14 protein-coding genes are annotated in these 14644 nt (G+C 51.1%); 8 read left to right on the top strand and 6 right to left on the bottom strand.

Translation table 11 applies throughout. The annotated features are described in order from the left end of the window. On the top strand, positions 1-112 hold a 112-nt coding region (locus QSV34_RS14635; protein ID WP_289152310.1), incomplete at its 5' end, for a transposase domain-containing protein. Between the two features lie 138 nt (positions 113-250). On the opposite strand, the gene QSV34_RS14630 is transcribed toward QSV34_RS14635, so the two are convergent. Both QSV34_RS14630 and QSV34_RS14625 read right to left on the bottom strand, forming a co-directional pair. Beyond that, entirely contained in the window at positions 251-1336 is a 1086-nt protein-coding gene (locus tag QSV34_RS14630; RefSeq protein ID WP_289155923.1) for a hypothetical protein, read from the bottom strand. A gap of 71 nt (positions 1337-1407) precedes the next feature. Beyond that, positions 1408-1875 (bottom strand): pilin, encoded by a 468-nt coding sequence (locus QSV34_RS14625; RefSeq protein WP_289155922.1) that lies wholly within the window; start codon positions 1873-1875, stop codon positions 1408-1410. A 397-nt stretch (positions 1876-2272) separates the two neighbouring features. On the opposite strand from QSV34_RS14625, the gene pilB reads away from it, so the two are divergent. From pilB to QSV34_RS14610, 3 genes are all read left to right on the top strand, one after another. Continuing rightward, entirely contained in the window at positions 2273-3997 is a 1725-nt protein-coding gene (gene pilB, locus QSV34_RS14620) for a type IV-A pilus assembly ATPase PilB (protein WP_289155921.1), read from the top strand. Positions 3998-4116: 119 nt separating this feature from the next. Next, the gene (locus QSV34_RS14615; RefSeq protein ID WP_289155920.1) at positions 4117-5331 is read left to right on the top strand and encodes a type II secretion system F family protein; all 1215 of its coding nucleotides are present in this window, start codon (positions 4117-4119) and stop codon (positions 5329-5331) included. 40 nt (positions 5332-5371) lie between these two features. Next, on the top strand, positions 5372-6229 hold the full coding sequence (locus QSV34_RS14610; protein WP_289155919.1) for a prepilin peptidase: 858 nt from the start codon (positions 5372-5374) through the stop codon (positions 6227-6229). Between the two features lie 2 nt (positions 6230-6231). Here QSV34_RS14610 and QSV34_RS14605 read toward each other — a convergent pair whose 3' ends face one another. After that, positions 6232-6714 carry an LEA/WHy family protein gene (locus QSV34_RS14605; RefSeq protein ID WP_289155918.1) on the bottom strand — a complete coding sequence of 161 codons (483 nt, stop codon included), beginning with the start codon at positions 6712-6714 and terminating at the stop codon, positions 6232-6234. 252 nt (positions 6715-6966) lie between these two features. Here QSV34_RS14605 and htpX point away from each other — a divergent pair, with 252 nt between their 5' ends. Beyond that, positions 6967-7857 (top strand): protease HtpX, encoded by an 891-nt coding sequence (gene htpX, locus QSV34_RS14600; protein WP_289155917.1) that lies wholly within the window; start codon positions 6967-6969, stop codon positions 7855-7857. Positions 7858-7866: 9 nt separating this feature from the next. On the opposite strand, the gene QSV34_RS14595 is transcribed toward htpX, so the two are convergent. Further along, complete coding sequence (locus tag QSV34_RS14595; protein ID WP_289155916.1) at positions 7867-9591, bottom strand: bifunctional sulfate adenylyltransferase/adenylylsulfate kinase; 1725 nt, start codon at positions 9589-9591, stop codon at positions 7867-7869. Between the two features lie 106 nt (positions 9592-9697). Here QSV34_RS14595 and QSV34_RS14590 point away from each other — a divergent pair, with 106 nt between their 5' ends. After that, positions 9698-10039: a Rieske (2Fe-2S) protein gene (locus QSV34_RS14590; RefSeq protein WP_289155915.1), complete on the top strand. Its 342-nt coding sequence runs from the start codon at positions 9698-9700 to the stop codon at positions 10037-10039. Positions 10040-10060: 21 nt separating this feature from the next. Further along, positions 10061-10450: a cupin domain-containing protein gene (locus QSV34_RS14585; protein ID WP_289155913.1), complete on the top strand. Its 390-nt coding sequence runs from the start codon at positions 10061-10063 to the stop codon at positions 10448-10450. Between the two features lie 3 nt (positions 10451-10453). On the opposite strand, the gene QSV34_RS14580 is transcribed toward QSV34_RS14585, so the two are convergent. Both QSV34_RS14580 and alr read right to left on the bottom strand, forming a co-directional pair. Next, positions 10454-11926: a glutamate-cysteine ligase family protein gene (locus QSV34_RS14580; protein ID WP_289155911.1), complete on the bottom strand. Its 1473-nt coding sequence runs from the start codon at positions 11924-11926 to the stop codon at positions 10454-10456. A gap of 74 nt (positions 11927-12000) precedes the next feature. Further along, a complete protein-coding gene (alr, locus tag QSV34_RS14575; protein ID WP_289155908.1) occupies positions 12001-13092 on the bottom strand; it encodes an alanine racemase in 1092 nt (363 codons plus the stop codon). A 179-nt stretch (positions 13093-13271) separates the two neighbouring features. Here alr and QSV34_RS14570 point away from each other — a divergent pair, with 179 nt between their 5' ends. After that, positions 13272-14453 carry an acyl-CoA dehydrogenase gene (locus QSV34_RS14570; RefSeq protein WP_289155906.1) on the top strand — a complete coding sequence of 394 codons (1182 nt, stop codon included), beginning with the start codon at positions 13272-13274 and terminating at the stop codon, positions 14451-14453. The last annotated feature ends 191 nt before the right edge of the window (positions 14454-14644 follow it).

Here is a 14644-nt window from a genome sequence, read left to right as displayed (position 1 = left end):
CCATGATCCGTATGCGTATCTGAAAGATGTGTTGGAGAAACTGCCAACACAGAAGAGCAACCGGATTGAGGAATTGCTGCCGCATAATTGGAGTGAGTCGGTCAAGGGGTGATGACCGGACGCTTACGTTGGTTTTGACCACCACCAAACGAAAAACCCCCAGCCAATGGCTGAGGGTTTTAAGCAGTAAGCATAGTCAAAGCACCCAAAGAGACGGAGCGCTCTGCCCATCACGCGCAGCTTTAACCAACTATATACTGCATTCTTTATCAGCTTTATTAGACGAACCAACAGGTTTTAAGTAGTTACGAACAACTTCATTCTCACGCTTCCACATCAAGCTATCAATAAAGTAGTGGTGGATATTGATAAAAACAATGAATGAAACCAAGAAAAAGCTTCCCCCAAAGACCTCTTTGTGCGATTCCCAAAATACTCTATCCAAGGCATCTGGAACAAAGTAAAACGCAAGCGCCGCCAGAACGAAAGCAGGCCCCCACCAATGTAGCCATATGCGCTTTTCTATACCTTCAACACCTTGAGACTCTTCTCTGTTTTGAATAACAGCTGCAGGAAAAATGAGATATTGCAAAGAATGAAACAATGGCACAAACAAAAAGAACTGAGGATGCTTAAACAGAGGCAGCATCCATACGTACTGAACCAACACGCCGGTAACCCCCGAAAGAGAATCACGAATACCAGCAACCCAATGACGATATGCTAACAATAGCAATATAGCTACAAGACCACCGTACGCCAGAATTTGCGCCATTTGCACCCACAAAGGGTTAAGCGATGGTATCGAATAACTTAAGCCCCAATAGTTTGTAAAACGTTCTTGCAAACCGAACATACTCAAAAATGAAGCACCCCAAAGAGCATACAAGCTCCACTTAACAAGCCTTTGCTCCCAAGCCGAGAAAAATGAATGGTTAATACCTGACATCACCATAAGCACACCATACCCTTGGCGCACGTAATGCCAACCGACAAGAAAAAACATTGAATATAGTAGGCCAATTAATAAGACGGCGCTTTTCAGAAAAAATGCTGCAATACATAAAGCACAAATCACAGCGGGAAGGGCGAATCCTACAAGCTTGAATACAGATCGCTTCTGAAGCTGCTCCGAGTGCAGCCGATAAAACATCAAATAGCTAATTAAGAAATGAGGCCCATTAACAAAGAAAGCAAGAAGCCAAGCAGTATACCAAAAGTCGACCTTGCTAAATAAATCTGTAAAAGTCCACAATACACATAAACCGAGGAGTGATAACCCACCAACCAACCAAAAATCTACTTTGTTATTTATTAATGCTTGAGAATTAGACATAGCACTTCCAACAAAAAAGGGGTCCGACAGGACCCCTTAAGCATTCGTATAGGTTATTTAGCTTTTTTCAATTAAGGAGTAGGTGCAGTACCACGACAACTTGAAGGCATATATTTGGCAATACCCGCATCAGAAACAACACAGTCCCAAGTAGTACCAGAAGCAGCATTATAGGTAGGAGTCATAGTAATAGTACCAGCATCCAAGTCTGTTATACCTGTACCTTGGATAGATACAACAATCGCAGCAGTACCAGTTGTAATTGCAACCTGCTCAACAAACTCAGAAGTAATATTAGTAGCTGTTGTGTCTAAACCGGCTTCTTGGTTCGAGTCACAATCTGCAAGAGTGCCACCATTTGTAGCCAAACACTCAGATACTGTGGTTTTTGCGCTACTAGCGAAACCAAAAACCTCTGACATCTGCGAGCGTGCAACATAGTCTTGATATGCAGGAAGTGCTACTGCGGCTAAGATACCAATGATTGCGATAACAATCATTAATTCAATTAGGGTAAAGCCCCCTTGACGCTGTTTCATAGTATTCTCCTTGGAAGTTTATGTTTTTTTATGAACAGTCGTAGCGACTTTAGCAAGAGGTGTGCCAGATTTTAAATCAATCGTTATTCAAATATTCAAAAACCACAAAGTCAAACAAATTCAAACACTTAAAGCAGCCGCCTTAAAGTCGCGAGCTTGTCACGTCGCCACACTCCTCGCGATGACGAAGCTCAAACCCCTATTCAAAGACATCTTTGGTCACTTAGCCGCGAACTCAAGTGACGTTTTTTGTCACCTTTTAAGCCACATGCTCCGGCTATCGACAGCATCAGGAGCTATGAACCATTGCTCTTATATATTCGGGTTGCCATAATCTGGCATGGACTCCCGACTGCGCGGGAGTGACGGGCACTAACGATAAAAACGGATTCACATAATGACACCAGCCAATAGCGCATTAAGGGGCTTACCAAAACGCCTGGTTCAGGACGGCCTGATTGAACATGAAGCCGCTGAAGAAGCGGTGGTTCATTGCCAACAGCAACGCCTGCCCTTTGTAGAGCATATTGTTACTGCCAATATTCTACCCGCCCAATTGGTAGCTACAGTGGCCGCCAATGAATTTGGTTCACCACTATTGGATCTAGACTCTTTTAATGTAGATACCGCCCCAAAGGAGCTGGTAGACAGTAAGTTAATACGCCGTCATAAAGCTCTGCCTCTTTACAACCGTGGCAATCGCTTGTCTCTGGGTGTCTGCGACCCCACCAATCACCAGACTATTAACGAAATCCAGTTCCAGACCGGCATGACCATTGAGCCGGTGCTTGTTGAGTACGACAAGCTGGAAGCGGCCATTGAGAGTTTCCTCAACCAGCAAGAAGAGGACTTAGGAGAAGCACTAGGCACCCTGGATGACGTACACCTTGACGATCTGGATGTTGCCGCGGTTGAAGACCCTGCTGATGAAGACCATGGTGGTGATACCGACGATGCCCCAATTGTTCGCTTTATTAACAAGCTGCTACTAGATGCCATTAAGCTTGGTGCCTCAGATATACACTTCGAACCTTACGAACGCAGCTATCGTGTTCGCTTCCGCATTGACGGTGTACTTCAGGAAATGACAAAACCTCCCGCCAACCTGGCCCCCAGGCTGGCAGCACGCCTGAAAGTTATGTCACAACTGGACATTTCCGAGCGCCGCATCCCCCAGGATGGCCGGATTAAACTGAAGCTATCTAAGTCAAAGGCCATTGATTTTCGGGTAAATACACTGCCCACCCTGTACGGAGAAAAGATCGTTCTTCGTATTCTGGATTCCAACAGTGCCAAAATGGGCATTGACGCATTGGGCTACGAGGAGGACCAAAAAGAAGCCTATATGAATACCTTGGCCCAGCCCCAAGGCATGATTCTGGTTACTGGCCCCACCGGTAGCGGCAAAACGGTATCTCTTTATACCGGCCTAGGCATTCTCAATACCCCAGAGCGCAATATATCCACTGCGGAAGATCCCATCGAAATCAATATGGATGGGATCAACCAGGTCCAGATCAACACCAAAGTGAATCTGACTTTTGCGGAAGCACTGCGAGCCTTTCTGCGGCAAGATCCGGATGTGATTATGGTGGGTGAGATTCGCGACCTGGAAACTGCGGAAATTTCCATCAAAGCAGCACAAACCGGCCACTTGGTTCTGTCCACATTGCACACCAATAGCTCGCCGGAAACACTGACCCGCTTGCTAAATATGGGCGTTCCTGCCTTTAACGTAGCAACCTCCGTCAGCCTGATTATCGCCCAGCGTTTGGCACGCCGGTTGTGCCAGCACTGCCGCCGCCCGGCAGACGACATACCAGATAAGATTCTTACCGAGGAAGGCTTTGATAGTATTGATCTGCCTCGCGAAGAATTCGAACTGTACCATCCGGTAGGCTGCCCCAAGTGCACCAATGGCTACAAAGGCCGTAGCGGTGTTTATGAAGTGCTAAAGGTTACCCCCGCTATTTCACGCATTATTATGGAGGGAGGAAACTCCCTGCAGATCGGCGAAAAGGCCAAAGAGGAAGGCTTCAGAACTTTGCGCCAGTCGGCACTTTTAAAGGCCGCCAAGGGTATAATCAGTTTGGAAGAAGCTAACAGGGTTACTAAGGATTAGAGCCAACTGGTGGATTACGCTGCGCTAATCCACCCTACAATACACTGACGATACTATCGTAGGGTGGATTAGCGCAGCGTAATCCACCGATAATAATAAAGATTTCGAAGGATTGGGTTATGGCAACCGCAGAAGCGCAAGTATTTGTCTATAAAGGCAAAGATCGTAAAGGCACCCCTGTTCAGGGTGAGATTCGTAGTGCCAACGCTAATTTTGCCCGTGCCCAGTTGCGCAAGCAGGGCATTACTGCCAATAACGTTAAGAAAAAGCCCAAACCATTGTTTGGCAGCGGTGGCAAACCCATCAAGCCCGCCGATATCGCCGCCTTTACCCGTCAAATGGCCACCATGATGAAAGCTGGCGTACCTCTGGTACAGAGTTTCGATATTGTTGCTGAAGGCTGTGAAAACACTAATCTGAAATCCCTGATTGAATCCATTCGTGACGATGTGGCTGCAGGTGCCAGTTTTGGTTCATCACTTCGTAAACACCCAAAATATTTTGATGATCTATTTTGCAGCCTAGTGGAGTCTGGTGAAACATCCGGCGCATTGGAAACAATGCTAGATCGAATTGCGCTTTACAAAGAAAAACTGGAAAGCCTGAAAGCTAAAGTTCGAAAAGCTATGACCTATCCTGCAGCCGTACTCGCTGTTGCAATTATTGTGATGGGGATTCTACTGGTTAAAGTTATACCGCAATTTGCGAAAACCTTTAGCAGCTTCGGTTCTGAACTACCTGCCTTTACTCAGTTCGTGCTAGGTATTTCAGAAGCAGCCCAAGCAAATTGGTGGCTTTGGCTAATTGTATTAGTGGGCAGTATTTTTGCCTTTAAAGAGGCCAAGACTCGCTCCCCAAAATTCTCTGACACAATTGACAAATACACCCTGAAAATCCCCATTGTCGGCGTAATCTTAAACGAAGGCGCTGTAGCCCGATTTGCTCGCACTTTATCCACTACTTTTGCAGCTGGTGTACCACTGGTGGATGCTTTGGATTCAGTAGCCCGAGCTTCAGGCAACGCAGTATACCGAGATGCCATTTATAAAGTACGGGATGATGTAACCACAGGCGTGCAACTTAATAGCTCAATGAAAAGCACTGGCGTATTTCCAACACTTCTGGTCCAGATGGCAGCCATTGGTGAAGAATCTGGCGCATTAGATAGCATGCTAGAAAAAGCTGCTATTCACTACGAAGAAGCTGTAGATAATGCAGTAGACAACCTTACCACCTTGCTAGAACCGATGATTATGGCGGTTATTGGTGTATTGGTAGGCGGCATGCTGATTGCGATGTACTTACCTATATTCCAAATTGGTCAAGCTATTTAAAAAACGTCACCTAAAACAATAACAACGAGAAAAACACACAATGCCAGAACTCAACCTCCCGCCCACCCTTCTGGTGGGCGTTGCCGTTATATTAGGCCTGTTAGTCGGCAGCTTCCTCAATGTTGTGATCTACCGCCTGCCCATGCAACTACAAATCAGTTGGCGGGAGATGGCGCGGGAGATTCTGGAATTAAAAGCTGAGGTCGAGCCCCGCATTTCCTTGGCATTCCCCGCCTCCCATTGCCCCAGCTGCAACGCCCCCATCAAGCCCTGGCACAATATTCCAGTAGTCAGCTACCTGCTACTGAAAGGCCAGTGCCAAAGCTGCAATACCAAGATTTCCATTCAATACCCGACGGTTGAGCTATTTACCGGTTTGCTGTCTGGTTTTATTATTTTCCACTACGGTCTATCTGAACAGGGTTTGTTGGTACTGTTGTTTACCTGGTGTTTGATTGCTTTAACCGGTATCGACTTCGGCCACAAGTTGCTGCCTGACAACATCACACTACCCTTGATGTGGATTGGTTTGCTGGCCAATACTCAAGGCGTCTTCACTGATCTCACCAGCTCGGTAATTGGCGGCGCCGCTGGCTACTTGTCATTATGGTCGGTATATATCATCTATAAAAAGCTCACCGGCAAGGAGGGCATGGGCCACGGGGATTTCAAACTGCTGGCAGCCCTGGGCGCCTGGATGGGGTGGCAGTTTTTACCGATGATTATTCTGCTATCCGCCGTGGTAGGCGCATTGGTAGGCATTGCCGGAATTTTGGTAATGGGGCGCGACAAGCAAATTCCCATCGCTTTTGGGCCCTATTTAGCGGCGGCGGGCTGGATTGCACTATTGTGGGGGCACGACATTCTGGCCTGGTACACCCCCATGTTGGCGCCATAAGGCTACTGCTGTAACGATATCTGCCCTTCTTCCACCAAGGTAATCGCTGGCAACAACAAGCCCACATCCAAACGGGTTTCCAGTTGGTAATCCAGCTGTTGGTTGCGATTTTGCAGAATACCACTGAGGAATCGCGCACCGCCCAACAAGTTAACCCCTGCCTCCACATCAAGCCGTACATCGCCATAGGCGGGTAATTCCGGAATACTCCCCGTGGCGCCACTCACCACTTTGTAACCGTTGAGCTTAAGGCTGTAAGACAACCCTTTTACCGGCAGCGCCACCGAATTCGGGTTTAGCACTCGCAGCCCCACTTTAAAGCGCTGCTCCAATAGGCTATTGCTCGATACAGGCGCAACAGAAACCAGATTGACTTCCGGGTTTTGAAAACCGGGCGTTAAAGACGCACAACCCGCCAGCAGCACAGCAGCCAGCGACGCCATCGTTCGAGAAAAGACTTTTCTTAGCAGAGTAACTGCCGCCATTTCACACCTCTTTCACTTGATTTTTTCTGTAATGGACGCATCTACTCTACCTGCTGGCCAAATAAATCTCCCTGATTTATTTGGCCAACGCCCAGAAAAGCCTGGCGATGTTGCGTGGAACCTCTTGGCTTTTCTGGGCTCGCGCTGGCTTAACGCCAGCGGCGACACATCCATGTGTCGCATACTAACCCAGCACAGTGGTTTTTTAGGGTTTTGTAGTTATTTTTACGATTGGCTACACCGGAGGAAAAAATGTTACGTATCGGGCTATTTTTGCTCACCAATCTGGCGGTGCTGATTGTCGCCAGTATTACCCTGAATATCCTGCAAAGTCAGGGTATTATCGTCGGTCAAACCGGCAGTTTGCTGGTATTCTGCGCCCTGTTTGGTATGGGTGGCTCGCTGATATCTCTGCTGATTTCCAAATGGATGGCCAAACGCGCCTCTGGCACCCAGATCATTGAACAACCCCGTACCGCTGAGGAACGCTGGCTGGTGGATACCGTGGCCGAGCTTGCCAAGAAAGCCGGTATCGGCATGCCGGAAGTGGGCATCTTCCCCGCCCAACAATCCAATGCATTTGCCACAGGCTGGAACAAAAACAACGCTCTGGTGGCGGTGAGTGTTGGCCTGCTGCAGCGTATGAACAAAGAGGAAGTACGCGCGGTACTGGCCCACGAAATTGGCCACGTCGCCAACGGCGATATGATCACCCTGTCACTGATTCAGGGGGTAGTGAATACTTTTGTAATGTTCTTTGCACGCATTATCGGCACGGCAGTAGATCGCATCGTATTCAAAAGCGAAAGCGGCCGCGGTATCGGCTACTGGATTACCACCATCTTTGCGGAAATCGTGCTGGGAATACTCGCCTCTATGGTAGTGATGAAATTCTCGCGCTGGCGAGAATTTCGCGCCGACGCCGCTGGCGCCCAATTGGCGAGCCGCGCTGCAATGATCAGTGCCCTGCAAAGGCTGCAGGAAGAGATGAACGCGCAAATCCCCAGCCAAATGCCCGACACCATGACCGCCTTTGGCATCTCCGGTGGCTTCAAGCAGGTAATGAGCAAACTGCTGCTCAGCCACCCACCACTGGAGCAACGAATTGCTGCGCTTAAGAACTCGCCAGCGGGGATTCAATAAAGAACTTACTCAGGAATTAAAATCAATATAGCCCTCGTTTTTCAAAAAACGAAGCACCTGTTGCGCTGCTGATTCCGCGGTAATATCAGTGGTATCAATCACCACATCGGCATTCTCCGGCACCTCATAGGGGTCGGAAATGCCAGTAAATTCCTTGATCGCTCCGGAGCGCGCCTTGGCGTACAGCCCTTTGCGATCCCGGCGTTCACACTCCTCGAGAGGGGTGGCCATATACACCAGCACAAAGCCGCCCACCTCTTCGATGTTCGCTTTCACCTCGCAGCGGATGCGGTCAAAGGGAGCGATCGGCGCACAGAGAGCGATGCCGCCATTTTTGGCAATCTCCGAAGCCACAAAACCAATGCGGCGAATGTTGAGGTCGCGATGCGCTCGGGAAAAACCCAACTCTGAAGACAAATTTTTGCGCACGATATCTCCATCCAGCAAAGTCACCGGGCGGCTGTCATTTTCGAGAAACTTCACTCGGAGCACATTGGCAATGGTAGATTTTCCCGCGCCGGAAAGTCCGGTCAGAAACACACAAAAACCTTTTTTGTGGCGCGCAGGATAGCGTTTTTTCAGCACATCCATCACTTCTGGAAAACTCAACCAATCCGGGACCTCTGCGCCTCTCTGCAAAAGGCGGCGCAATTCTGATCCAGACACATGTTGGGTTTGGGTGCCTTCAGGAACATCGGCGCTGGCGCAGTATTTACCCCACTCTTCCACATAACTGATTTGCGGAGACGCACACAGGGTAACCCCTAATTCATCCTGCCATTTTTCAAATAAATGCTGGGCGTCATAGGGTTCGTAAAACGATTGCCCCCTGGCGTTTTTGCCTGGTGATGCATGATCGCGACCGACAATCAAATGGCTGCAGCCGTAATTTTTTCGAACAATGGCATGCAGCAATGCTTCCCTTGGCCCAGCCATACGCATTGCCAGGGGCAGCAAAGACAACATGGCATCGCCTTCAGAGTAGCGCGGCATCAGCGCCCGATAACAGCGCACACGGGTGTAGGCATCCACATCGCCGACAATGGTTGGCCCGATGGCTGGGTGAATTAATAGTTTGGCGCCCTGCTGTTCACACACCTGGCGGCTGATTTCGTAGTGCACCCGGTGCATGGGGTTGCGGGTTTGAAAGGCGACCACTTTTGACCACCCCATATCGGCAAACTGTTCCCGCAACTGCGCCGGCGTATGGCGCAATTGCACAAAGTCGTGATGCTGAGGCAGTTCAATACCCTCTACCCTGCCAGCCAGCGCATATTCGTGCATTTCGTGAAAGCAGCGCCGCACCCCTGGGTGAGCTTCATCGGTGGTGCCTAAAAAAGTTTCCGCATAATGGTTGCGATCCCAGCGCCACACTTCCGATACCTGCACAACGGCGAGTGCGACACCCTCCGGATCGCGCAGTACCAAGTGACCAGATTGCTCCGCTTGCTGTGCGGCTTTCTTATCGACGGTCAGCATCACCGGCAGCGGCCAGGCAGTACCACAGGGCAGGCGCAAATTTTTGCCAATGCTATCTATATCCGCCGAACCCATAAAACCCGTCAGCGGAGAGAAGCCGCCATTCACCAACAATTCCAGATCACATTGCTGGTGAGCATCCAGATACCATTCCGGCCAGTCTATGGACTGTGCATGCAATTGCTGGCGCCGCTGGGGGCTCGCCAACAAATTCACCAGAGTGCCGCCATGGGGCTTGGGCAAGGCATCAGCCATACAATGTGTTTCCTTATTATTGGTTTAACCGCAGGTAGGATGGGTTACTATGCCAACAAGATACCCTACCCTGATGTTGTTTCACATAGTAATAAACGCGCTACTTATGCCTGAGCTTGAAACAGAGCTGTGCCAACTGGAAGCTATCCCCGACGGCGGCAGCAAAGAATTTTATCCCAACGGCGAAGCCCTGTTTGCGGTGCGCCAAGGCAGTGAAGTATTTGTCTACCGCAACAGTTGCCCACATACAGGCATGCCGCTGAACTGGCAGCCGGATCGGTTTTTTGATGTGGAGAAAAAATTTATCCAGTGCGCCGTGCATGCCGCCATTTTTCAGCCGGATACTGGTTTGTGTGTTGCCGGGCCATGCAGTGGTGAATCCTTAACAGCCATTCCCTGCGAAGTTAAAAGCGGTTCGGTATTTGTCCATTTACCAACTTCACCATAAAGACCTGTCACCATAAAAACCATGACTACAGTTACCATCCCCATTCTGGAAAACCCCAACTCCGGGCCTTCACTGTTTACCGAACAGACTCTTTCCCTTGAAGACTACAACGGACTGATTATCTCCCCCAGAATCGATGCCCTGAACTTCCGCCACCGGGTCAGCGAGCCGGGCTATTTCAGCGACTGGCATGTAGCCGGCGACCCAACTCTGATTGTGATTCGCCAGGGAATGCTGCGTATTGGCCTGCGCGATGGCAGCTATCGAGATTTTTCAGCGGGAGATGTATTTATTGCCAAAGATCGACTGTCTGACAGTGAAGTCTTTGATGAGCAGCGCCATGGCCATACGGCGCAAGTGGCCGGCACGAAAACCCTGTTGGCACTGCATATCAAACTGGAAAGCCTTTAAGAGCTATTGGCAATTCCAGGGCCGCTCCCACTGGGATACCGGCTGAGCACTGCGACATTGCTGCAAATAATTCCGCAACATCTTCTGACAAGCACTGTCGCGATCGCTTTTGCGGCTGTAGTAATCCAAAGCCTGCCTCTGCCAGCGAGCACCGGTCATGCGCTGTTGCAGCCGCTCTTCAATCACCTTCAGGTAACGTTCACCATTAGCGATGCCAAGGATTTCCAACCCCTGCTGTGCCACGGGCAACAGCTGCTCAATAATTGCTGTTATATCGGTTTCCTGTGGCCGACAGCCATTTACAGGCCACAACAATTTACTGTCCAGACCCGCCTGAGCCGCCCGATAGAAATTGTATTCAGCAAAACGAAACGGCACGAAGCTGATCAGATCGTCGATGCGGTCTGCCAACCCCATGGCAAGGCCAATGGCAAAAGCGGCATTGGCCATCATGTCGATACTGGTGGGGCCAGCAGGGATCGCGCGAAACTCGATTCTCACATGGCCACTGCCGCTGGGGCAGTACACCGGCCGATGCCAGCTCCAGATAGTACCGATGTGCAACAGCAGTTCTTTCAGTGATGGCAGGTCGTTGTCATCAAGGTTCGAATCAACCGCGGGCAGCACCACCGGGTACAGCGCCACCGCTTCGGCAAACAGCTCCCAAGGGCTGTGGCGCAACCAGCCAAAGCCAAAATTGACTCGCGTGGGTTGCCGCCAGTTGGCATGTCCGCGCTGGCGCACATCCAGAGATTGCTTGAACAGGGCGATACGGGTTTCGTCCCACAAACGGTGGCCGAGAAATACAGGGGAATTGGCCGCCACCGCTACTACCAGAGGCGCCGTCAACTGCGCGGCGTTAAACACCTGAACAAAACACTCTGGCGGCACCATGCAGTGCACCTGAAAAGACGTATTGGCACCTTCTGCAGATATATCGGCAAAGGAAACAGACAGCGGGTCTGCACCGTTAATGTTGATGGTGAAGTCTTCACCGCGTTGCTGGTACAGATGTGTGGCGAGGCTGTGGTAGCGAGGCAGCGGTGTAATCAGCCCCTTGTGCAAATGCTCCCGCCGCAGGGTAGGCAAAATACCGATGGGGATTACATCCACTCCCTGCCTGGCAGCCACCGCTTCCAACTTGGCGGTTTTCGCCTGCATTTCGTTGTGGAGTTTTTCCAGAGGGTTTTGCCCGATGGCAAAGGCGGACAGATTGAGTTCGATGTTGTATTGATTGAGTTCCGGCTGAAACTGAGAATCACCCAGAGCATCCAGCAAGTTTTGATTACACTGGCTAACAGAGCCCTGGGCGTCTGCCAGGTACATTTCCAGTTCAGCCCCCATATGCAATGGGTCGCTGCCAAAACCCGGCTGCTGCAACACCTGCTTTAACTGTTGCAGCTGTTCATCCAGTCTCGCCTGAAAGGTGAGAAAATCCTTATCGGTATACCTGCGGTCTGTTACTCCTGTCCCCATAGCGGCCACAACCGTTGAAAGTTTCAGTGGTCAGCTACTGTGCCACAAACTGCCCAACGGCAAATTGACAGGGGTCAATCGTGGTAATTCAATGGTACACGGCTGGTAATGCCCGTCAGCAGCACCCAGGGAATGGTGCCGGCGTATCTGGCTACTTCGCTGGCACTGAGTTGGTCGCCATTTTGCCCTTTGCCCCACAACACCACCGGGTCGCCCACCTTGGCATCCGGCAAGTGGGTCAAATCCACCGACAACATATCCATCGACACCCGCCCCAACAATTGTGAGCGCTCACCATTCACCAGTATTGGCGTACCGCTGGGTGCCTGGCGGGGATAACCATCGCCGTAGCCCACCGCCACTGTGCCCACGCGGGTAGGTTTTACCGCGCGCCATGCCTGGCCATAGCCCACCCCGTCACCGGCCTCCAGCTGGTGAATGGCCATTACCTTTGAACGTAACGTCATTACTGGCCGCAGTTTGTTGGCAATGGGGTGAGAAGCGGCAAACGGCGAACAGCCATAAAGCACCAGTCCTGGTCGCACCCACTGGCCTCGACTACGCGGCCATGCCAATAACCCGGAGGAATTGGCCAGGCTCACTTCCCCTTGCAAATCCGCTGAGGCGCTCTCAAAGCGATCCAGTTGTTGCTCTGTGAACGGGTTATCCAGCTCATCAGCGCAGGCCAAATGAGACATAAGGCGAATTGCGCCCACATTGGCGCTATCTACCAGATCGTTGTAGGCGAGGCGAAAGCGCTCGCTGGTAAAACCCAGGCGGTGCATGCCGCTGTCGTGTTTTAGCCACACGGTCACCGGCTTTTCCAAACGGGCGGCAAGCAGTTTGTCCAGCTGGTCGCGGCTGTGAATCACCACTTCAAAATCAAAGTGGGCGATCTCTTGCAACTCGCTCGCTTCAAAAAAACCTTCCAATAACAGCACCGGCTGGCGAATACCGGATTCCACCAGTTCCAGCGCTTCTTCAATACTGGCGACCCCGAAAATATCTGCTTCCGGCAGCGAACGCGCCACCTCGGCAGCCCCATGGCCATAGCCATTGGCTTTGATCACAGCCACCACACGGGCCGCTCCAGCCAGTGACTTCACCAGCTGAAAATTATGCTGCAGGGCGCTGCGACTGATGTCAGCCTGGATAAATCTGGCCATATTAGCGATTAATTTTTATGAAAAGTGCCATTGTACTCTTAATTTTACTCTGCCTATCGTTACTTGTGCGGGTTAAACTTTGGAGATATTCGCAACACTTTATCGAGCATTTTGTTTACGTGTAACGTAATTACTCATAAAATGCCCGACACACATCGCTTTCACTTCTGGAGAACACCATGCCACACAGCTGGGCGCAATTTGACTGGCAAGACCCGTTTCTGCTGGAGCAACAACTCACCGATGAAGAACGCATGGTGCGGGACGCCGCCCGCCAATACGCTGAGGAAAAGCTGGCACCCCGGGTGCGTGAAGCCTTTCGCAACGAGCACACCGACCGGGAAATTTTTAACGAGATGGGCGAGATGGGCCTGCTGGGCTCTACCATCCAGGGCTACGATTGCCCCGGCGTCAACTACGTTTGCTACGGCCTGGTGGCTCGCGAAGTGGAGCGCGTGGACTCCGGCTACCGCTCCATGCTCAGCGTGCAATCCAGCCTGGTGATGTACCCCATCTACACCTACGGTACGGAAGAACAGAAACAAAAATACCTGCCCAGACTGGCCACCGGTGAGTGGGTGGGTTGCTTCGGCCTCACAGAACCAGACCACGGCTCCGACCCCGGCGGTATGAAAAGTCGCGCCAAAAAAGTGGACGGCGGCTACATCCTCAACGGCGCCAAAATGTGGATTACCAATTCACCCTTTGCCGATGTATTTGTGGTGTGGGCCAAAACCGAAGACAACGTGATTCGCGGCTTTATTCTCGACAAGGGCATGAAAGGCCTGTCCGCACCAAAGATAGAGGGCAAACTGGCATTGCGGGCATCAGTGACCGGCGAAATCGTGATGGAAGATGTATTTGTACCGGACGACAACCTGATGCCCGGTGTGCAAGGACTGCGCGGCCCGTTCGGCTGCCTGAACAGCGCCCGTTACGGCATTTCCTGGGGCGCTCTCGGCGCCGCCGAAGCCTGCTGGCACGCTGCCCGTGAATACGTACTGGATCGCAAACAGTTCAACCGCCCGCTGGCGGGCAACCAGCTGATCCAGAAAAAACTCGCGGATATGCAAACGGAAATCAGCCTGGGCTTGCAAGGCTGCCTGCAAGCGGGCCGCCTAAAAGACGAAGGCAAACTGGCTCCAGAGTTGATCTCCCTGCTGAAGCGCAACAACGCCGGCAAGGCACTGGATATCGCCCGCCAGGCTCGTGATATGCACGGCGGCAACGGCTGCTCCGACGAATACCCGATTATGCGCCACATGCTCAACCTGGAAGTGGTGAATACCTACGAAGGCACCCACGATGTGCACGCGCTGATTCTGGGGCGCGCGCAAACCGGCATCCAGGCGTTCTGCTAACCGCACGCGCAAATACGAAAAAGGCCCGCCAACCATTACGGTTGGCGGGCCTTTTTTATTACCTTGTCCCGTCCTGAATAACGTTGACACTTTTCAATCACCAAATTGGAAAGTGATATGAAATCAACAGCTAAGCGCACTCAGCGTGATTATTCGTTAGCCTTTAAATTGTCCGTTGTTGACCAGGTTGA

The sequence above is a fragment of the Porticoccus sp. W117 genome (assembly GCF_030341905.1).
In the GTDB taxonomy this organism is placed as follows: domain Bacteria; phylum Pseudomonadota; class Gammaproteobacteria; order Pseudomonadales; family Porticoccaceae; genus SCSIO-12696.
Note: the sequence above shows the minus strand (reverse complement) of the source record. Positions and strands in the feature narration are given on the sequence as shown.